Raw genomic sequence first — 20,316 nt, 5'->3', positions numbered from 1 at the left:
GCGTTTTCCTTGACTAGTTAATTTTGAAGACGATGTTCCCGGCCAGCAGATAGGTGCTGCCGCCCAGATCGGGCAACCGGGGGAATGGCGCCGCGCGCCGAATCGCGTCGCGCGCCGCCTCGTCCAGCACTTCCACGCCGGACGACTGGATATCGAAGGAAATCAGCGCGCCCTGCGGATTGAGGGTCAGGCGGTAGCCGACCTTGCCCTGCTGGCGGCGCATTTTTGCTTCACGCGGATAGTCGGTATTGCTGTTGATACGGGCGTACACCTGGTTCACATAATCGGTGGGGATGCCTTCGGTGCTGATCTGCTTGGGCGCGGCGGCCACCGGCGCCGGCACGGGCGGCTGCGGCGGAGCCGGCGCCACCGGGGTCACAGGGCCGATGGGCGCGGCCTGCACCGGCGGCGCGGGCGGCGTGTAGGTCTCGGCTTTGTCGGCGGAGGTCTCCACCGTTTTCGGCGTCGGCAAAGGCTGGGCCACCGGTTTGGGCGGCGCCAGCTGCACCGGTTTTTCCTTCACCGGCTCCGGCTTGAGCGGCGCCAGCTCCTTCTTGGGTTCCGGCTGCAGCCGGATCAGCTCCACCACCGGCGGTGGCGCCGATGGTTTGACAACGGCGCTGGAAAAGCTCCAGATGGCCAGCAGCGCCGCACCATGCACCAGCACCGTGCCTGCGGCGCCAGGACTGCGCAGCCAGCCGGCCGGCCTCTCTGTCGCGCCGTGCGGATAGGACGTAACGAGTCCGGCCCCGAGGGAACCTGCGGCAATGGCGTCTGCCTGGCCGGCCTGGTATGCATCGTTCAATGACAGCGTGGCGCTAGACATGATGATCCTCCTTGATTAGTCGAACAGGTCCGGCTCTTCGCGCGTGATCACATCCCACAGCGGCTGGAAGCTGAACCAGCCGCCGGCGTCCGAGCCGATCTGGCCGGCTGTGTGCAGCGCCACCTCGTGCGGAATCGGCTTGGTCGGCCCGGCCGCCTCGGACAACAACTGCGCCTGAGCCGCGTTCTCGAAGGCGATGTAGCGCCACACCGCCGACTCCACCGACGCGCCGACCGTCAGCAAGCCATGGTTCTGCAAGATCACAGCCTTACGCTGGCCCAGCGTGGCGGCGATGCGTTCGCCCTCGCTCGAATCGAGCACCACGCCGCTGAAGTCCGAGAAGATCGCGTGATCCTGGTAGAACGCGCAGGAATCCTGGGTCAGCGGGTCGAGCAGCCTGCCCTGGGCGGCGAACGCCTTGCCGTACAAGCCGTGCGAATGGGCGGCGGCGATAACGTCCGGCCGCGCCTTGTGCAGCTCCGAGTGGATCGCGAACGCGGCGCGGTTCAGCAAGCCGTCTCCCTCGACGACCTTGCCGTCGTGGCTGACCAGGATCAGGTCCGATACGCGAATGTGACCGAAGTAGACGCCCGCCGGGTTGACCCAGAAGTGATCCGGGTATTCCGGGTCGCGCGCGGTGATATGGCCGGCGCCGCCCATGTCGTAGCCATAGCGCGCAAACAGGCGGAATGAGACGGCAAGGCGCTCCTTGCGGTACTGGCGCTGGCCTTCGATGGTGGGCGGCGGTGGCGGTTCGGCGAAAATGACGCTGCCGTTGGCGTCGCGCGGCGCGGCGTAAATCGCCGGACGCGGGGTATTTTTTCCGACCTGGCGAAGGTGTGGCCGCGACAGCGGCGCCGAGTGAAGTGGTGATGAGCTGCTCATGATGGTTCCTTGTAGGTTCAGTATCCGCGCGCGGTGTCGACCACGTCGGTCAATGGTTGGCCGCTACGGAAGCGGTCCAGGTTCAGCACGAACTTGTCGATCAGCGCCGGCACGATCTGGTCGGTACTCGGCGAAATGTGCGGCGACAGGCGCACGCGCGGATGGCCGTAGAAGGCGTGGCCGGCTGGCAGCGGCTCGGGATCGGTCACGTCCAGCGTCGCCAGCGCCACCTTGCCTTCGTTGAGCGCGTCGAGCAGCGCCTGGTGGTCGACCAGATTGCCCCGCGCGATATTAATCAGGTGCAGACCGGGTTTCGCATGCGCGAGCGCTGCGCGGCTGATGGCGTGCCGCGTCTCGGCGGTGGACGGCGCCGCCAGCACCAGGTGATCGGAGCGTGCCAGCAGCTGCTCGAGCGAGTCGACCCGTTCCACGCCGTCGACACCGAATGGCGTGTCCGATCGACGCAGCGCAATGACCTTGATGCCCAGCGCGAGCGCCCGTTGCGCCAACGCCTGGCCGATGGAGCCGAATCCGTAGAGGCCCAGCGTCGTGCCCTGCACCAGACCAAGCGTCAGCCGGCGCCATTCGCTGGCCTGCTGCAGCCAGATCTCCGGAATATGCTTGGCCGCCGTGAAGATCGCCGCCAGCACGTATTCGGCAATCGCCACCGATGCGGTGCCGCGCGCCGAGGTCACCACCGGTCCGTCGAAAAGCCAGTCGGGGTAGTAGTCGATGCCGACCGACGCCAATTGTACCCAGCGCACCGCGTCCCAGCCGGCCGGTGCGGGTGTGCGCAACAGCGTCTGGCCCTTCGGCGCGGGCAGCGCGAACAGCACGTCCGCGCCCGGCGGCAGCGCGGTCAGCGGGCCGGGTGGCACATCGCGCACGGCCAGGCCGGTGCGCTTGGCCAGCAGCGCGTTGACTTTGGGGTCGAACTGGCTGGCGACGATGATGTCGCTTTTGCTCAAACGCGCGGGTTGACTAATGATTTCGCTCATCGACTACTCCGTATCAGGCGGCCAGGCGCGAAGGCTGGTCGGCTTGCAGCGCTTCGCGCTCCGCAACCGCCGCGCGCACCAGGGGAATCAACTCGCGGCCATACTGCAGCGCGTCCTGGATCGGATCGAAGCCGCGAATCAGGAAGGTTGTCACGCCCAGTTCCCAGTATTTCAGTAGCGCGTCGCGTACCTGCTCCGGCGTACCGACCAGGCCAGTGGAATTACCGGCCGCCTTGGTCAGCGCGGCGATACCGGTCCACAGGCGCTCGTCGACCACCCTGCCCTGCGCGGCCGTATCGAGCAGGCGCTGGGAGCCGGCGTTCTGCGGTTGCTGCGGGCGCTGGCTGAAGTGGGCGTTGCCCTTCACACGCTCCGTGGCGGTGGCCAGAATGGCGTCGGCCTTGGCCCAGGCCTGATCCTCGGTCGCCGCCAGCACGGGACGCAGCGACAGGCTGAAACGGATTTTGTCGGCGCGGCCATGCTTGGCGGCGGCGGCCCGCACGCGGGCAATCGTGTCCGCCACCTGGGCCAGCGATTCGCCCCACAGCGCGTACACGTCGGCGTGCTTGCCGGCCACTTCGATGGCGGCCTCGGACGAGCCGCCGAAGTAGACCGGAATATGCTGGTTGTGCAGCGGACGCACGCCGGCGTTTTGACCCTTGAAGCGGTAGATCGGACCTTCGTGGTCGAACGGACCTTCCGAGGTCCAGGTCTTGCGGACCACGTCCAGGTATTCGTCGGTGCGCTGGTAGCGCTGATCGTGGTCGAGGAAGTCGCCGTCGCGCTGCTGTTCGGTGTCATCGCCGCCGCTGATGACGTGGACCGCCAGACGGCCGTCGCTGAAGTGGTCCAGCGTGGCGAACTGGCGCGCCGCCAGCGTCGGCGACACGAAGCCGGGCCGATGGGCCAGCAGGATGCCCAGCTTTTGCGTCTGCGAGGCGATATAGGAGGCCACCTGGAAGCCGTCCACCGAAGCGCTGCTGTGGGCCACCAGCACGCGGTCGAACCCAGCGTATTCGTGGGCGCGGGCAACCGCCCCCAGGAAGCTCTTGTTGACAACGGAACCCTGCGGCAGCACGGTTTCGGATACTTCCTGGGTGGCGCTAAAGCCGATGAATTCGATGCTCATGGTGCTTCCTTTGCAGTGATGGATGAAATACCGGCCACGCCGGACGAGGAGGTTTTTTTTGCGGCGCGGGCGGCGAAGGCCGCCTTGCCGCTGTTGACTAAAATCGTATCGTTCTGCGGCGTGTGGATACGGCTGCACAGCACATCGCGGTAATGGCGCTGCAATGGGTTGGTACGCGACAGGCCGGGATTTCCGCTCAGTTCAATCGCCTTTTCCACCACCTGGATCGCCTGGTTGGTGACCAGGTATTTGACGCGGAAGGCGTCGGCTCCCGGGACCGCGCCGTTGGCGGCGGCGTCGATCAGAACACGGTTGGAGAACAGCCAGGCATCCAGTTGGCCCAACGCCTCCTGGAAACGCGGCAGCGACGACAGCGGCGCGCCAAGGTTGGCCGGCACGCGTTCCTCCAGCCAGTTCGCCAGCCAGTCGCGGGCCGCGCGGGCCACGGCGTCGTAAATGGCCGACAGCAGCACCGACATCCACAGCAGCAGCGAGGCGTCGAGGTCCGGCGCGGAGCCGGCCGGCGCCACTTCCACCGCATGGTCGAGCGGCACCAGGACGTCGTCGAATATCACCTCGTGGCTGCCGGTGGCGCGCATGCCCAGGTGGTCCCAGTTTTCAATGACGGTGATGCCGGGCGTATCGCGGCGCACCAGCCAGCTGCCGACCAGCGGCTCGGCATCGTCGCTTTTCGCCCAGACGCCAAGCCACGTCAGGCGCGGTATGCCGGTCGAATAGATTTTTCGGCCGCTGATGCGCCAGCCCTCGGGCGTGCGCCGCGCGGTCGTCGCCGGCAGGCCGCCGCGCGCCGGCGTGCCCAGTTCTGGTTCCACGCGCAATGCGTTGATCAGCGCGCCGTCGCGCAAGGTCTCTTCCACCACCCGGTGCAGCAGGTGCTGCGGCCACTTCGACTGCCTGCCCGACGCGTGGTGCAGATACTGCATCGTCAGCACCAGCGCGGTGGAAGGTTCGCCGCGCGCCACGGCAGCCACCACACGGGTGGTCTGTGCCAGGTTGGCGCCGAGTCCACCAAGGGCGCGCGGCACGGTCAGGCCAAGCAGGCCCAATTCATGCAGGCGCTCGAAGTTTTGATGCGGGAAGCTGGCGTCCCGATCATGCTGTTCGGCGGTGGCGGCAAATTCGGCGCTCAGATCCTCCAGCAGCGCGGCGAATTCCGGGCTGTCCAGCGAATGAGCGGGATCGATGACTGGCAGGCGAAGGACGGATGTGGTCATGATCAGATCGAGAAGTTACTAAAGTTGAAGGGGGTGTGGACCGGCGCGAGGATTTCCGGCTCGTGCACGGGAGCCGGGGCATCGGTTTCGACACCGAGCAATTGCAGCAACTGCGCGCGGACCCGCTGGAACTCGGGCCGCTCGGCGCTGCGGGGACGCGGCTGGGTGATCGTGATGTCGGAAACGATACGGCCCTTCTCCAGCACCAGCACGCGGTCGGCCAGCAGCACCGCCTCGTCGACGTCGTGGGTCACCAGCAGCACGGACGGCCGGTGCTGACGCCACAATGCCAGGATCAGCTGGTGCATGCGGATGCGGGTCAGCGCGTCCAGCGCGGCAAATGGCTCGTCGAGCAGCAGCAACTGCGGCTCGCGTACCAGCGCCCGGGCCAGCGCCACGCGCTGCGCCTCGCCTCCGGACAGCGTGGCTGGCCAGGCGTTCTCGCGGTGATCCAGCCCCACCTCGGCCAACGCCTTGCGTGCCCGTTCGCGTGGCTGGTCGATCTTCAGTCCCAGTGTGACGTTGCGCCAGGCGCGCTTCCACGGCATCAGGCGCGGCTCCTGGAACACGGCGGCGCGGGCTTGCGGCACCTCCAGGGTGCCGGAGGTGATGCGGTCCAGCCCCGCCAGTGCGCGCAGCAGCGTGGTCTTGCCGGAACCGCTACGGCCCAGCAGCGCGACGAATTCGCCGGCGCGGATGTCGAGATTGAGCTGGTCGAGAATGACGTTGGGACCGAATTGCTTGCTCAGCAAGCGGGCTTGGACCGGAGTGCGCGACGGGACCGGCGCGTCCGGACGGAAGCTGGACGCGCCGTCGTTGCGTGCAGTGATGCCAGCGCCAGCGCCGGGCAGGTCAAGTTGTATGGTTTGCATGCTCAGTCCTTGATGAAGGTCGGACGCCAGGCCAGCGCATAGTGTTCGATGGCGCGCACCAGCAAATCGGTGGCGAGGCCCAGCAGGCTATAGACCAGCAGGCAGACGACAATGACGTCGGTGCGCATGAAGTCGCGGGCGTTGTTGATCAGGTAGCCCAGACCCGCCGTGGCGTTGATCTGTTCCACCGCCACCAGCGACAGCCAGCTCACGCCCAGCGAATATCGCAGGCCGACCAGGAAGGAAGGCAAGGCGCCCGGCAGGATCACGTGGACGATCAACTGCGGGTAGCTCAGGCCGAACAGGCGTGCCGCCTCCACCAGCTTGGAGTCGATGCCGCGTATGCCGCTGTAGAGCGTCAGGTACATCGGGAAGGTGGTGGCAAAGGCGATCAGCGCGATCTTGGTGAACTCGCCGATGCCGAACCACAGAATGAAAAGCGGCACCAGGCCGAGGAAGGGCAAGGTGCGCGCCATCTGCATCGTCGAGTCGACCGCCACTTCGCCCTGGCGCGACAGGCCGGCGACCAGCGCCAGCGCGGTGCCCAGCGTGAGCGACACCGACAGGCCGGTAAGCACGCGGTGCAGCGAGACCCAGACGTTGCTGCCCATTTCGCCGGAGGCGATCAACTCGCCCAGCGTGACGAAGATTTGCGACGGCGCCGCCAGCACCCGCTCCGGCAGAACGCCGGTGCGCGAAGCCACTTCCCACAGCGCCAGCAGCACCAGCGGGCTGGCGGCGCGCCGCAATACGGACAAAAGAATGGATGGCTTGGTTTTGGCGGGCGCCGTATCAGTAGCCGGTACGGAAGAAGATACTGGTGCTGTCGCGCCGCCGTAGGCAGGAGTTGAAACCGACATGTCTTTGCTTCCCTATGCTGAGGATTCGAAGGCTTCGCGAGCCGTTGAAATCTAGTATAGGTAGCAAATGATTATGTCAAAACTAATTGTTTCGACTATTGATATATGATTTTCAGGAATAATTAACAACTACCGTGCAGCGACCTTGGGCACCGCCTTCAACGGCGCCTCGGCGAACGCGTGCTGCACCGCCTGCGCGAAGAAATCGATCGCGTGCTGCACCGGGCCTGGCTGCAAAGGCTGCACCAGCCAGATGTCCAGCACCGGCTTGAAGTCCACCACGTTGACGATATCGAGCTGCGCGCGGTGGCGGCTGCGCTCCAGTATGGGGCGCGGCATCAGACCCAGACCCAGGCCGCTGGCGGCCAATCCCAGTTGCAGGTCGGTGCCGAAGGTCTCCAGATTGATCTTGAACGACAGCCCCTGCTCCATCAGCGCCCGCGCCAGCCCGGCGCGGAAGCCGCAGCCGTCCGGATTGAGCACCCAACCGGTGCTGAAAATGTCGCGCAGTTTGTAACTGCGCTTGGGCATCGCGCCCTTCTGCGCGACGATCACCAGCTCGATGCGGCCCAGTGTGCGGCCACGCAGTCCTTCGGGGAGAACTTTCGTAGCCGGGAACAGCGCCACGGCGGCGTCGATTTCAGCGTTGGCGACCCGCTCGACCAATTGTGAACCCCATCCCGACGTCACCTCGGTATGCAATCCATCGAAAGTGCGGTTCAGCTTTTGCAGCGTATCGAGCAGCACCACATCGCCGATGGTCTGAATCACGCCGATGCGGAACACGCCGGTGGGCGCCTGGTCCACCTGTACCAGGTCGCGCAGGCGGTCGACTTCCTGCAGCACCTTGCCGCATTGCTCGAACACCTGTTTGCCCATCAGGCTAGGTTTGGGGGGCTTGACGCTGCGATCGAGCAGTTCCACGCCCAGCTCCTGCTCCAGGTTCTGCACGCGGCGCGTGATCGCCGACTGCGTCAGCCCCAACGTCTCGGCGGCGGCGCTGACCGACTGGCTGCGCACCACCGCCACGAACGCACTGATGTCATCTATTTTCATGTAAGTATTGAGTTAAACCCGGCCAAAACAGACGCCATATTACCCCCTAATCAGAACTTGTAGTCCGCCCTGACATAGTAATAGCCGCCGTTGAATGGTATCTGCGCGGCCGCATTGTCGTACTGGTAGACGCCCAGATAGCGGCTGATGGGTGGCACCTTGGTCGGATAGACGTCGAACAGGTTGGTCGCGCCGGCGGCCAATTGCAGCTTTTTCGTCACCGCGTAGCGCACCTCGAGATCCGTCAGCGTCTTCGGCTTGTTTTCTATGTGGTTGAACACCGTCGTCGAGTAGATATTCGGCCCCGAATAGAAAGTCGCTTCGGTGGCGGTCTTGCCGTAACGGGTCGCGTGCAGGCTCACGCTCCAGTCATCCAGGGTCCATACGCCGCCGAGTATCAACTTGTTCTTGGGCGTGGCCGTGGTCAGGTAACCAACCTGCTGGGCGTTAAGCAATGTCTGGCCGTTGCCGTCGTTGGCGACCTTGGTCACCTTGCTGGTGTTGATGTTGGCGCTCAAATCCCAGTCGATGCGGCCCAGGCTTCCCAAATTGGACGGATAGCCCGCGACAAAATCGAGGCCCTGCGTGCGGGTATCGACGCCGTTGGCATAGTAGCTGGCGCTCACCGACGACAAGCCGCTCGGAAGGCTGATCCCGGCCGCCGTCAGCGCATCGATGGCCGCCTGGCCGGTGTACGTTCCGCCCTGGACGATACGGTCGCGTATCAGGATGCGGTAGGCGTCGACCGTCACATGCAGGTTCTCTATCGGCTCGGCGACCAGCCCCAGATTGAAACTGCGCGATTTTTCAGGACGCAGCGCCAGGGCGCCAAGTTTGCGCGCCGCCTCCGAATTGACGGCCAATTGGCCGCCGGCGGTGGTGGGCGAAACCGCAAGGCTGGTGTAGTTTTCCTGCGCCAGTGATGGCGCGCGGAAGCCGGTGCTGGCCGTCCCGCGAACCGCCAAGCGCGGATTGAACTCGTAACGGGTCGAGACCTTCGCGTTGCGGGTGCTGCCGGCGTCACTATAATGTTCGTAGCGGCCAGCCAGTTCGGCCTCCCACTGGCTGGTCAGCTTTGTCGAAAAATCGACATAGGCCGCGCCGATGTTGCGCGAGTGCTTGCCGGCGCTGACCGGGGACAAACCGGGCAAAGCCTGCGAGCCGCTGCCGAAGTACGACGCCTCGTCGCCCTGCCCCACCTCATAAGTCTCCCGTCGGAACTCTGCGCCCAGCGCCACGCTCAAGGACGAAGGCAGAAAACCGGTATCGAGCGAGCGCGCAAGGTCGGCGTTGGCGCTTTGCTGGATGTTCTTGTACTGCGCCAGATGGAAGCTGGTGGGCGTGGCGCCGGTCGCCGCATACAAATCGGGATTGGCGGAATCGACCATATTGATCTTGACGTTGTCGACGCCATAGCTGGCGCTCAGGTCCCAGCGCCATCCCGCCAGATCCGCGCCCTTGGCGCCGGCGGTCAACGCGGCATCGGTCTCGTTGCTGGTTTCGATGGGGCTGAAACCGTTGGGGTGCACCTGCGGCAGCCGCGATGGCAGCCGGTAGTTCTGATAGCTGCCGCCCGCGCGATGGGCGGCTGTGCCGAAGGCATACAACTCGACATCCTTATTGACCACGATGCCGGCATTGGCGCCAAACGATTCGCGACGGATCTGCGGATCGCCGAGGGTTTTATTGATGAAGGTGCCGGTGCGCTCGTCGGCGCCGCTGCGCACGCTGTGTTCGTGCCTGCGGTACTCCGTGCTTAAATGCAGGAAGCCGTCCGCACCGAGCGGCAGACCGATATCGGCCGCGCCGCCCAGCGTGAAGCCGTCATGTTTATAGTATTCGCCCGTGGTGGCGGTCAGGCTTCCGCCCTGGCTGGACGACTTGAGTATGACGTTGATCACACCGGCGATGGCGTCCGAGCCGTATTGCGCCGCCGCGCCGTCGCGCAGCACCTCGATATGATCGACTGCGCTGACCGGTATCAGATCGATGTCGACCGGCGTGGCGCCCTGCTGCGAGCCGGCATCCGCCGTGATGTTGGCGGACGTGTGACGACGCTTGCCATTGACCAGCAGCAGAACGTGATTGGGACTGAGCCCGCGCAAGGTCAACGCGCTGGTGAGGTTGGCGGCGTCGCCGGTCTGGGCCAGCCGGTTGATCGAAGGCAGCAGCTTGACCAGCGCATCGCGCAAATCGGTCTGGCCGGTGCGCTGCAAATCCTTGGCGCTGATCACATCGATGGGACTGAGACTCTCTCCGGCCGAACGCTGGATGTCGCGCGTTCCGGTGACCACGACATCCTGCACGATGGCGGCGGCCAAAGCCGACGTTTCGGGTTCGGCTTCCGCCGCCATGGCCGGCGACGCGCCAGCGTACAACAACGAGATGGCCAGTGTTAAGGGACGAATAGGAAAACGATGACTCGGTCGGATCGATGATGGTTGATTCATGCGGTTCAGCTCCTGAAAGATAGAAAAATTATGGCTTGACGCGGGCGGCGACCAAGTCGATCTCCACCAGGGCGCCGGGCAGCGGCAGCGCGGCGACCTGCAACGCGGTGCGGGCCGGCTTGGCTGGCTGCGCGGCGGTGCCGAAGGACTGGCCGAAGGCGGCATTCAGACCGTTGAAATCGAGCTTGTTATCCAGCTTCGGATCGCCCACCAGGAACACGCGCAGCGACACGACATCGCCGAAGGTCAGGCCTTCGGTTGCCAGCGCGGCCTGCAGCTTGCGCAGCACAGACGCGGTCTGGGTCTCGGTGCTGCCATAGGCGGCAGGCGTTCCCTTTGGCGCGGCGGCGTCGGCGACGTCCGGCAGCACGCCGCTGAAGTAGATCGTCTCCGCATTGGCAGGCACCGTCACCGCGACCGAAATCGGGAAATTGGAATTGGGGATCGGCGTGCGCTTGATCTGTTGCGCCTGCGCGGCTGCGGTGGACAACAACAGGCTTGCGATCAGTACTTTGGTGGTAATTTTCATGGTGTGGTCTCTCGATGTGGAAAAAATCAGGCGGCGCGCTTGGCGACGGCGGCGCCGGCGGAAACGCGGTGTGCGATGGCGGCGATGGCATGGTGGGCCGACAGCGCGGCGCCTTCCTGCCACGCGCCGATCTGGCTGAGATACTCGCCGGCGAAGTGGACGCGTCCCTCCGGCTTATTCAGCAATGTGTATTCCTTTTCCGCCGGCGTGGCCCAATGCACCCACGACCCAAGGCTGAACGGGACCTTGTGCCAGGCGACGCTGACGGGACGCTGCAGTTCCACGCCGCGCCCCGGATGTACGCGGTCGATGGCGCCGCGCGAGGACGAGAACTGTGCCGCCAACGGCGTCGCCGTGAAGTCGCGCGCCGCCTGGCCGATGTTGTAGCAGCCAACCAGCACGCCGGTGGCCTTGTGAAAGCCGCCGCTGGGATACCAGATCAGCGCCGTCTCGTGCTTGACGATGGAGATGCCGCCGTAAATATGCGTATCGGTCTCCCAGAAGCGGCGCGATTGCCATGCGATCTTGCTGGCCGTGTCGTAGTGGACGCCGGAGATCGCGGCTTTCACCTCCGGCGAGAAATTGGTGTCGACCAGCGCCAGCACCGGCAAAGGGAAAGTCGTGATGGCGAAATCCGCCGTGAGCACCTGCTCCTTGCCGCTGGCGCGGTCGCGCACCGTCACATCCACGCCAGTCGGCTTATTGCGGATGGCCTTCACCTCTGTGTTTAGCCTAACCACGTCCTTCAGCCGCTCGTGGAAGGCATGGGGTATGCGGTCCATGCCGCCAACCGGCTGCAGCATCGTCGGCTGGAAGATCAGCAGCTCATCGAAAATGAGAGAGGTCCACAGATCCGGGTCCAGCAATGCCTCGAGCGACAACGGCTCCTGCCTTTCGCCCACCTGCTCCGCCGATCCGGGAAAAACCTTGTAGCCGGAACGCTCGGTGCCCTTGAATTCCGCCTTCGGCGTCAGGTCGCCATAGAGCTTGAGGAATTCAACCAGCCGCGCGCGGTCGTCGGCGCTCAGCTCCTGATCGAGCGCGCCGCGATTGACCGACTTGGCCAGCAGCTCGGAGATGTGTCCGCGCGCGTCGTTAATGGCGCGGCGCAGCTGGATCGGCTGTCCTCCCTTGGCCATATCTGGCAAAAAATAAGCACTGCGGCTGGTGTTGACCTCCGCCTCCAGCTCCACACCGAACTCGCGGCAGTAACCGAGGATCGTCTGGTGATGGCTGGGCAAACGCGCCGGCCCGGCGTTGAAATAATGGTCTGGTTCGAATTCCGCTGTCTGCGTGGTGCCGTCGGTGTACTCGATGCGGGTGCCGTTGCGGATGGTCCAGTTACGGCCGCCGACGCGTTCGCGCGCCTCGACCACTTGCACGTCATAGCCAGCCTTGCGCAATTCGTAAGCGGACACCAGCCCGGCGATGCCGGCGCCCAGCACCAGCACGCGCAGCCCTTTGCCCGAGCCGGGCGCCAGTTGCGGCGCGGCGGTTTGGCCGGCGAGCGCGATCGCCGGTGCGCCCAATCCCAAGGTCGTCATTGCGGCGGTGGCGGCGGCGTAGCCGCTGGTCGCAGCAAGCTGCACGAGGAAGTTCCGACGCGATACTGTCATAAGTGGCTCCACAAAATTGGTTAGGTCGGAGCGATCTTATGACGAGGATAATTATGTAGAAACTAATTGTTTATCATATGGAAATATGAAATTTGAGAATAATGTATTTACGTGAGCGATATCTGATGGCGCTATATCCAAACGCGAAACCATTCGTTCCGGCACCGACGCCACGCGACCTACAATCGAAAGATAACCAACTTCCGGAGCCTCATGTTCACGCCGCGCCGCCGTACCGTGCTATCCCTGTTAGCGCTGACATCCTTGTTGCCACTGGCCTCCTTGCCGGTGCTGGCGCAAAAACCATCGACGCTGCGCATCGGCTATCAAAAGTCGTCCACACTGCTGACCATTCTCAAAGTGCGCGGCCAGCTGGAACAGGATCTTGCGCCGCTGGGCGTAAAAGTCAGTTGGCATGAGTTCTCGAGCGGACTGCCGCTGCTGGAGGCGCTCAACGTCGGAGGCGTCGATCTGAGCGCCGATGTGGCGGACACGGTGCCGGTGTTCGCGCAAGCGGCCGGCGCGCAGTTGACGTATTTCGCGCAGGAGGCGCCGTCGCCATCGGCGCAAGCGATCGTCGTGCGCGCTGATGCGCCCTACACCACCGTGGCCGATTTGAAGGGAAAGAAGATCGCCCTGACCAAGGCGGCCGGCAGCCACTACCTGCTGATCGCTGCGTTGGACAAAGCCGGCTTGCGCTTCAAGGACATCGAGCCCGCATACCTGACGCCGGCGGACGGACGCGCGGCGTTTGAGCGTGGCAGCGTCGCCGCCTGGGTGACGTGGGACCCTTACCTGGCCGGCGTACAAAGACAGTCGTCAGTGAAGATCCTCGCAGACGGCCGTAATATCGCGGACTATCAGCGCTACTACCTGGCCGCAACCAGCTATGCGGAGGCGCGTTCGGATGTGCTGGCAGTGGTGTTTGAAGCCTTGCGCAAGACCGGCAAGTGGGTCAAGCAATCGCCGAAGGAGGCGTCCGAGTTGTTGGCGCCGGCGTGGGGTCTGGATGCGAAGACGGTGGAACTGGCCAACAGCCGGCGCAGCTACGACGTGCGGCTGGTGCAGAAGGATGCGCTGGGCGAACAGCAGCGCATCGCCGACGCGTTCTTTGGTGAGGGTCTGCTGCCGCGCAAGCTGGATGCGACGGCAGTACCGTTGTGGCGCGGCGCGAAGTAAAATCCCACGGGGAGACGTAGGCCGGATTAGGCGAAGCCGTAATCCGCCATCTGTGAGCCGCAGGCGGAGCATGCATTGGCGGATTACGCTACGCTAATCCGCCCTACGTGATCCCCGAATAACCCGCCGCCTCGGCTTCGGTTTGAATTTGAAGTATCCGCTGGTAGTCCGCGTCGTCGCGGTACTCGAAGGCGCGAATGTTCAGCACCTCCATCAACTGTCGCAACCGCGACGTCGGCCGCAGCAAAGCCTCTCGCAAGCGCAGCACCAGCTCCTCCTCCACTGCGCCGCCCGCGATGAACGGCAACCCCGGCGACGCGACCGAATACCGCAATACCTTCAATCCCCTCACCGCTCCGGGGTCCTCCTGCGCGAGATATCCCCAGGTGACACAATCGACCGCCGCGATATCAGCAGCGCCCTGACGCACCATGCGCACGCTGGCGGCATGGCTCCCCGACTGAATCACCTTGCCGAAAAACCGTCCACCCCGCGCCAGCGGCGCCACCGCATGGCGCAGCACATTCATGCCACTATTGGAATTCAAATCATTGACCGCCGCGACCAGTCCGAGCGCATCCTCCAGGACATCGACACCCGCATCCTCGCGCGCCACGATCACACTGGAATAATCGCTGCCCGAACACCCGGCGAAGTCGTAACAAGGCGTGGCAACCAGCGTCACCTCGCCGCGCAGCTGGGTCATATAGGGATAGCCGCACGTCTGGCTAAGCAGCAGATCCCGCCGCCGCCAGAACGACGTCAAGTCCGAAGGCGATTCCAGCGCAACGCTCTGCCCGGCCTCCTGCGCCACCGCTAACAGCAAAGCCTCATACACTTGCCCTAGCCGTTCGGAGACGTTGTACATCGGCAGGGCTGCTGTCCACGTCATGTGATTAATCCGGCATGTGGGGATGAACCGGCGCGTCGATCGCACCGAAACCAAAGCGGCGCATCAACTGTCCATAACCCTCGACATGAAAACCGCCACTGCGCGTATTGTAAGCCACTCGCCTGGCCTTGTAGACGCGCGGCAGCAGGTACCACGGCACCGAAGGCAGGTCGTGATGGACCAGATGCAGATTATTATTCAGGAACAGTACGCGCCACACGAAGCCGGCTTCGTTGAGCACGATGCGTTGTTTGTGATCGGCCGCCGGACGGTGCTCGTAGTAAGAACGCACCATGGCCAGCGATTGCGCCGGATACGAAATCGCCAGCAGATAATACAGCGGCTCGACGCCGAACGCCGACCGTACCCACCACAACATCGCCGCAAGCACGGCGACATGGGTCAGCCACATCGGCACATTGCGCCAGTCGCCGCGTAAGGGCTCGCGCACCGCCTCGACCCAGGCGCCGGTGACGCCCAGCGCCGGCCCAACCAGCATGCGGCCCCAGAAGGTCTTATTAAACCAGTGCAGTGCGCGTAAAGGCTTGTTCATGTGCGCCCATCGCGCCGGCGCGACGTAATTACTCTCGGTGTCCAGCGCAGGCATCGTCAAATGAAAATCGTTGTGGTGCCGCAGATGGCTGTCGCGGTACAGTCCATAGGGATACCAGACCGCCAGCGGCAGATACCCGAACAAGCGATTCACCGCCGGCCAGCGGGTGGGGTGGCCGTGTATCAGCTCGTGCTGAAGCGACATGTACCACGCACACCACCAGATCATCAGCAACGTAGCGACCACCGATCCGATCTCACGCCAATAGGCAAGCGTCAGCAGCCAGCCGCCGTGGATCACCACGATCAGCATCCAGGTCGGCCATTCGCCGAGCCATAGCAGGCGGCCCCGTTCCGCAGCGACCTCGCCGCGCTGACGCGCATCGATATACTCGGATGGCCGCTGCTTCAACATCAGAATCTCGCTTTAACGCGCAGCCCCACGGTGCGGGGACGCGCCATGTACACCAGATTACCAGGCTGAATCGCTATCGTGTTAGGAACCACATCGCTCACCTTGGCGCCATTGGTCAGATTGGTCCCGAACAGGCCAACTTCATAGGCGCCAGTCTTGTACGTCAGGGTGGCGTTGACCGTGTTCGACGACGGAATGCGCGCATAACTACCCTGCTCCGGCGCGAAGTTGGTGTAAGCGTCGCCGCGATACGCATAGCTGGCGGAGATGCCCACTTCGTCCGTGCCACGCACAGGAATGCTGTAGCTGGCGGTTGCCGTCGCCGACAAGCGCGGCGCATACGGCACGCGACTGTCTTCGGGAATGTTCTGCGCCGCGATTCCGGTCACCACGGTGCGCGTGGCGTAGGCGTGATTGTAGGCCGCGCTCAATCCCACCGATGCGCGGCGAGTCAGCTTGAAGGCCGTTTCCAGTTCCAGGCCTTCGCTGCGGATCTTGCCGGCGTTTTGCGTGAAGTAGTACGTGCAAGGCAGGCGGTTAAAGACCTGCACGTCCTTCCATTCGATCACATAGGCGCTGGCGTTGAACGTCATGCGGTGATCGAGCAGCGTGTTTTTCGAGCCGACCTCGTAGTTCCACAGGCTGTCCGGCTCAAAAGTGGTCGGCGCGTTGATGCCGCAGAAGTTGAAGGGCACCGGCTGGTTATTCCCGCCGTAGCGGAAGCCCTTACCCGCCGAAGCGTACAAGGTGTGATCCGGATCAAGGCGATAGGCGGCGACGAAGCGCGGATTGGCGCCCTTCGACGTCGCGCTGCTGTTGCTGAGGGTCGGCTGTCCAACCGGGGCGGCCGGCGTGGCGCCGACCAGATTGCCGAACAAGCCGCTGAAACGCAGATCGAAGTCCTGCGTGCCACGGAACAGCCGCACCCCGGCCGTCAGGTCCAGCTTCTCCCAAACGGTGTACGTCGCTTCCGCGAACAGCGCGGCCTGGCGCGATTTGGTGTTTTGCGCGCCGGAGAAGAAGTCGTCCGGATTGAAAGCCAGTTCATTGGTCAGCGAGCTATAGCCGGGGAAGTTGCGAGTCGCCGCGTAACGCGCATCGAAACCGACGGTCGGCTCATCCTGCAGCGTATTGCGCTTGCCTTTCTCGAAGAAGGCGCCGGCGGTCCACTTGAACGGACCCTGGCCCTTGGAATTGACGCGGAATTCCTGCGCGAAGTCCTCGACCTTGTTACCGATCGTGTATGCGGCCTGCATCAGCGGATTTTGCCCGCCGAAGATGAAGGCGGTCGCCGGATACTGGGCCGAAGTCACGTACAAGGTGTCGCGGTGCAGATAAGAAGTCGACGACACCAGCTGCGCGCCGCCCAGATCGTAGTTGACCCCGACGTTATACAACTGCAGTTTGTCGTTGCTGGTTTGCGGGATCAGCGCGAAGGTGGTGTACGGCGCCAGGTCGCCATAGGCGTCGTTGACGCCTGCCTTGACGTTGGAGACGGTGACGCTGGCGTCGACCACCAGGTCGCGCGAGGCCTTCAGGCGCAGCGCGGCGCGTTCCTGGTTGGTGGAGACGGCGTTGGTGATCGCGCCGTTATATTGGTTGCGAATGTAACCGGAGTCGTTACCCGTGTAGGCCGTCAGGCGAAGTCCCAGCACGTCGTTTTTCAGCGGCAGGTTCACCATGCCGCGGAGGTTGTGATTTCCGCCACCGAATTTGGAGGTGCTCGAGCCGACCGCCTCCACCGACCCGAAAAGATCGGTCAAATCGGGTTTCTGGGTGATCTGACGGACCGCGCCCGCCATCGCACCTGCGCCGAACAAGGTGCCCTGCGGCCCTTGGAGTACCTCGATGCGCTCCAGGTCGAGCACCTTGAGATCGGGATTGGACGATTTCAGCGTCACGGGCATATCGTCGATGTAGACGGCGACCAGCGACGCATCCTGTACTTCGGAAGGGACGATGCCACGCACGACCAGCCCGCGCATCGTGATGTTATTGATGCCGGGGCCCTGCTCTTGCACCGACATGGCCGGCACCAGGCTGGCGATATCGGTCAGATTCCCCAAGCCGTATTTGGTCAGATTGTCCGGTTTCAGCACCGTGATCGCCGCCGGCACCTGCTGCACGTCGACAGCGGTGGCGGAACGCGTGGCGGTGACCTCGACTTTTTCTATACGATCTGCGTCCTGCGCCGGCACGCCGGTCTGCGCATGTGCGCCCGCGATGACGCCAGCCGACAACACCACCGCAGCCCGAATCTCCCTCTTCCCCATCATTTTTCCTTTTTAAACAGCCTATACCATGAGTAAACAGTATATAGACCCGTAAAAAACAGGGAAAGGAAGATAAACGCGCTTACTTAGAAGAAAAGTAGAAGAAAGTCGAAGCGAAAGTGGCTTTGCGCCAACGTGGTACACCGCACAGCCGGCGTTTCGTGCTGAGGCCACAATAAGACCCATGGATACTTCAAACACCCCCAAACATACGCCCGCCGCCCGCGCACTCCATCGACAGATGAAGGCAGTTCAGCGGACCATGTCCGCGCCGACGGTGGAGGAATCGATGCTGGCGTCCAAATGGGCGATGGCGTGGTATTGCCTGGTGCAGCGCGAGCTGGAACAACTCCAGCACGCGCCAAGGTACCTGCATTAAGAGGCTTGAAGCGGAGACGTACTAATATAGAAGCGCTTATGCGGCGACGTAGCAACCGCCGGCGCGACGTTCCATGCCGCTGCGATCCAGAACGGTGACGGTGCCGCGACGGTATTCGATCAAGCCCTCTTCCTGCAGCTTACCGGCCGAGCAGGTGATGCTCTCGCGGCGCACGCCCAGCATATTGGCGATCATCTCCTGCGTCACTTTCAATTCGTTGGAGGTGGAGCGGTCCAGGCGTTCCAGCAGCCAGCGGCACAGGCGCTGCTCGATGCTGCCGTGACGGACACCAGCCACCGTCTGCGCCAGCTGGGCGAACAGCGCGCTGGTATGGCGCATCAGCTGCTGCGCCAGGGCGCCGCCGCTGAAGAAGGCTTCGCGCAGCACGGCCGATTTGATGCGGTAGCCGTAACCGGCGCTCTGCACAACCGCCGAGCAGTTGGCACGTTCGGTTTCGTACATCGACACACCAACCACGCCTTCGCGGCCAACCACGGCGATCTCGGTCGCGCCGCCATCTTCGGTCACATACTGCAGCGAGATGATGGCATTGGTTGGGAAGAAGGCATATTCCATCTTGTCGCCGAAGTCGAACAAGTGTTTGCCGGCGGTCAGCGGCACCAGTTCAAGGTGGTCGAACAGGCTAACCAGCTCCTCACGCGACAGCGCCCGCAGCAGTTCGTTTTGCTGCGCGCCGATAATGCTGATGGCGGGCGACGGCGCAGAAACCGGGGTAGCTGCGTGCATTGCCAGAACTGCGTTGCCGGAGACGTTGGTGTGAGTAGCTTGTTGCATGGCGAGCCTCTTATAGTGTGTTTTATTCCGATAGGCCGTTGCCGACCTGATGGATACACTATATCTCCACTATGTGCGCTAGCTCATAGGAGCGCGTAGGAGCCTTATGTAGGCTGGGAACATAGCACTTTGTCATCCCAGTCCTACGCTGACTCTCTTGTATTCCTACCCTTTACACGGTTGGTTTAAAAGGGATTTCAAAATGCCCCGACATAATTCTCCGCCAGCGCGGTCGCCATCGCGCGCGAGGAGACGATGTTTTCCAGCTCCGCGCGCTGCATTTCGCGCTCGAACGGCGTCGCGTCGGCGAAGGTGTGCATCAGCCGCGTCATCGTCCACGAGAAGTACTCGGCACGCCAGATGCGCTTGAGCGCATCGTCGGTGTAGCTTGCAAGCCGCTCCTCGCTGCCTTTTTTATAGAACTGCTCAAGTCCACGCGCCAGCAGTTTGACGTCGGCGACGGCCAGGTTCATGCCCTTGGCGCCCGTCGGCGGCACGATGTGCGCCGAATCGCCGGCCAGGAACAAGCGGCCCGATTGCATCGGCGTCGACACGAAGCTACGCATGCCGATGATATTTTTCTGGAAGATCCTGCCTTCGTTGAGCTTCCAGCCATCGTGGTTTTCCAAGCGGGCATGCAGCTCGGCCCAGATTTGATCGTCGGACCAGTTGTCGACGTTGTCCGACGGATCGCACTGGAAGTACAGCCGCTGCACCGTGGGCGATCGCGTACTCACAAGCGCATAGCCACGATCGTGCTGCGCGTAGATCAGCTCCTCCGACGACGGCGCCGACTCCACCAGGATACCGAACCAGCCAAAGGGATAAATGCGCTGGAAGTTTTTACGCTGCTCCTGCCCCGGCATCGCCGGGCGGCTGACGCCATGATAGCCGTCGCAACCGATGACGAAATCGGCCTCGATCGAGTGCGCCTCGCCTTTATGGACGAACGTCGCGGAAGGCGTCAAGGTATCGACGCCATGCAGCGCAACGTCGCTCACCTCGAACAGTATCTGGCCATCGGCCGCCAGCCGGGCCGCCACCAGGTCCTTGATCACCTCATGCTGCGGGTAGACGGTGATGGCCTTGCCGGTCAATCCCGTCAGGTCGATGCGATGGCGCTTGCCGCCGAACGCAAGCTCGAAGCCGTGGTGCAGCGCGCCTTCGCTGCGCATGCGCTCCCCGACGCCGGAGTTGTTCAGGATATCCATCGTGCCTTGCTCAAGCACGCCGGCGCGGATGGTCGCTTCGATGTCCGCGCGCGAGCGGGTCTCGATCACGATGGACTCGATGCCGTCGAGGTGCAGCAAATGGGATAACAGCAGGCCGGCCGGGCCGGCACCGATGATGGCTACTTGGGTACGCATGGTTGTCT

Annotated in this window: 17 protein-coding genes; 1 reads left to right on the top strand and 16 read right to left on the bottom strand. The window is 63.5% G+C overall.

Annotated elements, in window-relative coordinates; genetic code table 11:
* Window positions 1–13 precede the first annotated feature (13 nt).
* The 11 genes from ACZ0BA_RS04415 to ACZ0BA_RS04365 form a co-directional block, all read right to left on the bottom strand.
* The gene (locus ACZ0BA_RS04415; protein ID WP_463450118.1) at window positions 14–826 is read right to left on the bottom strand and encodes a TonB family protein; all 813 of its coding nucleotides are present in this window, start codon (window positions 824–826) and stop codon (window positions 14–16) included.
* 15 nt (window positions 827–841) lie between these two features.
* The gene (locus ACZ0BA_RS04410; protein ID WP_463454707.1) at window positions 842–1,732 is read right to left on the bottom strand and encodes a class II aldolase/adducin family protein; all 891 of its coding nucleotides are present in this window, start codon (window positions 1,730–1,732) and stop codon (window positions 842–844) included.
* Window positions 1,729–2,709 carry a D-isomer specific 2-hydroxyacid dehydrogenase family protein gene (locus ACZ0BA_RS04405; RefSeq protein WP_463450117.1) on the bottom strand — a complete coding sequence of 327 codons (981 nt, stop codon included), beginning with the start codon at window positions 2,707–2,709 and terminating at the stop codon, window positions 1,729–1,731. The genes ACZ0BA_RS04410 and ACZ0BA_RS04405 overlap by 4 nt, the downstream gene beginning before the upstream one ends.
* A 13-nt stretch (window positions 2,710–2,722) precedes the next feature.
* Window positions 2,723–3,838 (bottom strand): LLM class flavin-dependent oxidoreductase, encoded by a 1,116-nt coding sequence (locus ACZ0BA_RS04400; protein ID WP_463450116.1) that lies wholly within the window; start codon window positions 3,836–3,838, stop codon window positions 2,723–2,725.
* Window positions 3,835–5,073 carry an acyl-CoA dehydrogenase family protein gene (locus ACZ0BA_RS04395; RefSeq protein ID WP_463450115.1) on the bottom strand — a complete coding sequence of 413 codons (1,239 nt, stop codon included), beginning with the start codon at window positions 5,071–5,073 and terminating at the stop codon, window positions 3,835–3,837. The genes ACZ0BA_RS04400 and ACZ0BA_RS04395 overlap by 4 nt, the downstream gene beginning before the upstream one ends.
* A 2-nt stretch (window positions 5,074–5,075) precedes the next feature.
* Complete coding sequence (locus tag ACZ0BA_RS04390) at window positions 5,076–5,945, bottom strand: ABC transporter ATP-binding protein (protein ID WP_463450114.1); 870 nt, start codon at window positions 5,943–5,945, stop codon at window positions 5,076–5,078.
* 2 nt (window positions 5,946–5,947) lie between these two features.
* Complete coding sequence (locus ACZ0BA_RS04385; RefSeq protein WP_463450113.1) at window positions 5,948–6,703, bottom strand: ABC transporter permease; 756 nt, start codon at window positions 6,701–6,703, stop codon at window positions 5,948–5,950.
* A gap of 231 nt (window positions 6,704–6,934) precedes the next feature.
* Window positions 6,935–7,861 carry a LysR family transcriptional regulator gene (locus tag ACZ0BA_RS04380; RefSeq protein ID WP_463450112.1) on the bottom strand — a complete coding sequence of 309 codons (927 nt, stop codon included), beginning with the start codon at window positions 7,859–7,861 and terminating at the stop codon, window positions 6,935–6,937.
* Between the two features lie 50 nt (window positions 7,862–7,911).
* The gene (locus ACZ0BA_RS04375; protein WP_463450111.1) at window positions 7,912–10,311 is read right to left on the bottom strand and encodes a TonB-dependent receptor plug domain-containing protein; all 2,400 of its coding nucleotides are present in this window, start codon (window positions 10,309–10,311) and stop codon (window positions 7,912–7,914) included.
* A gap of 28 nt (window positions 10,312–10,339) precedes the next feature.
* On the bottom strand, window positions 10,340–10,840 hold the full coding sequence (locus ACZ0BA_RS04370) for a RidA family protein (RefSeq protein WP_463450110.1): 501 nt from the start codon (window positions 10,838–10,840) through the stop codon (window positions 10,340–10,342).
* Window positions 10,841–10,866: 26 nt separating this feature from the next.
* Window positions 10,867–12,456 carry a flavin monoamine oxidase family protein gene (locus tag ACZ0BA_RS04365; RefSeq protein ID WP_463450109.1) on the bottom strand — a complete coding sequence of 530 codons (1,590 nt, stop codon included), beginning with the start codon at window positions 12,454–12,456 and terminating at the stop codon, window positions 10,867–10,869.
* Between the two features lie 213 nt (window positions 12,457–12,669).
* Between ACZ0BA_RS04365 and ACZ0BA_RS04360 the strand changes: the two genes are divergently transcribed.
* On the top strand, window positions 12,670–13,635 hold the full coding sequence (locus tag ACZ0BA_RS04360) for an aliphatic sulfonate ABC transporter substrate-binding protein (RefSeq protein WP_463450108.1): 966 nt from the start codon (window positions 12,670–12,672) through the stop codon (window positions 13,633–13,635).
* Between the two features lie 103 nt (window positions 13,636–13,738).
* Here the strand turns inward: ACZ0BA_RS04360 and ACZ0BA_RS04355 are convergent, their stop codons facing one another.
* The 5 genes from ACZ0BA_RS04355 to ACZ0BA_RS04335 all read right to left on the bottom strand — a co-directional run bounded on the left by ACZ0BA_RS04355 (window position 13,739) and on the right by ACZ0BA_RS04335 (window position 20,308).
* Window positions 13,739–14,527, bottom strand: a complete 789-nt coding sequence (locus ACZ0BA_RS04355; RefSeq protein WP_463450107.1) for a phosphate/phosphite/phosphonate ABC transporter substrate-binding protein — start codon at window positions 14,525–14,527, stop codon at window positions 13,739–13,741.
* A 4-nt stretch (window positions 14,528–14,531) separates the two neighbouring features.
* Complete coding sequence (locus ACZ0BA_RS04350) at window positions 14,532–15,494, bottom strand: fatty acid desaturase (protein WP_463450106.1); 963 nt, start codon at window positions 15,492–15,494, stop codon at window positions 14,532–14,534.
* Window positions 15,494–17,767 carry a TonB-dependent receptor gene (locus tag ACZ0BA_RS04345; RefSeq protein ID WP_463450105.1) on the bottom strand — a complete coding sequence of 758 codons (2,274 nt, stop codon included), beginning with the start codon at window positions 17,765–17,767 and terminating at the stop codon, window positions 15,494–15,496. Before ACZ0BA_RS04345 ends, ACZ0BA_RS04350 begins: the two co-directional genes overlap by 1 nt.
* A gap of 415 nt (window positions 17,768–18,182) precedes the next feature.
* Window positions 18,183–18,893: a Crp/Fnr family transcriptional regulator gene (locus tag ACZ0BA_RS04340; RefSeq protein WP_463454706.1), complete on the bottom strand. Its 711-nt coding sequence runs from the start codon at window positions 18,891–18,893 to the stop codon at window positions 18,183–18,185.
* A 245-nt stretch (window positions 18,894–19,138) separates the two neighbouring features.
* Window positions 19,139–20,308 (bottom strand): 4-hydroxybenzoate 3-monooxygenase, encoded by a 1,170-nt coding sequence (locus tag ACZ0BA_RS04335; protein ID WP_463450104.1) that lies wholly within the window; start codon window positions 20,306–20,308, stop codon window positions 19,139–19,141.
* Between the last annotated feature and the right edge of the window lie 8 nt (window positions 20,309–20,316).

Source organism: Duganella sp. AC917 (assembly GCF_979258245.1).
This window is presented reverse-complemented; position numbering and strand designations above follow the sequence as displayed.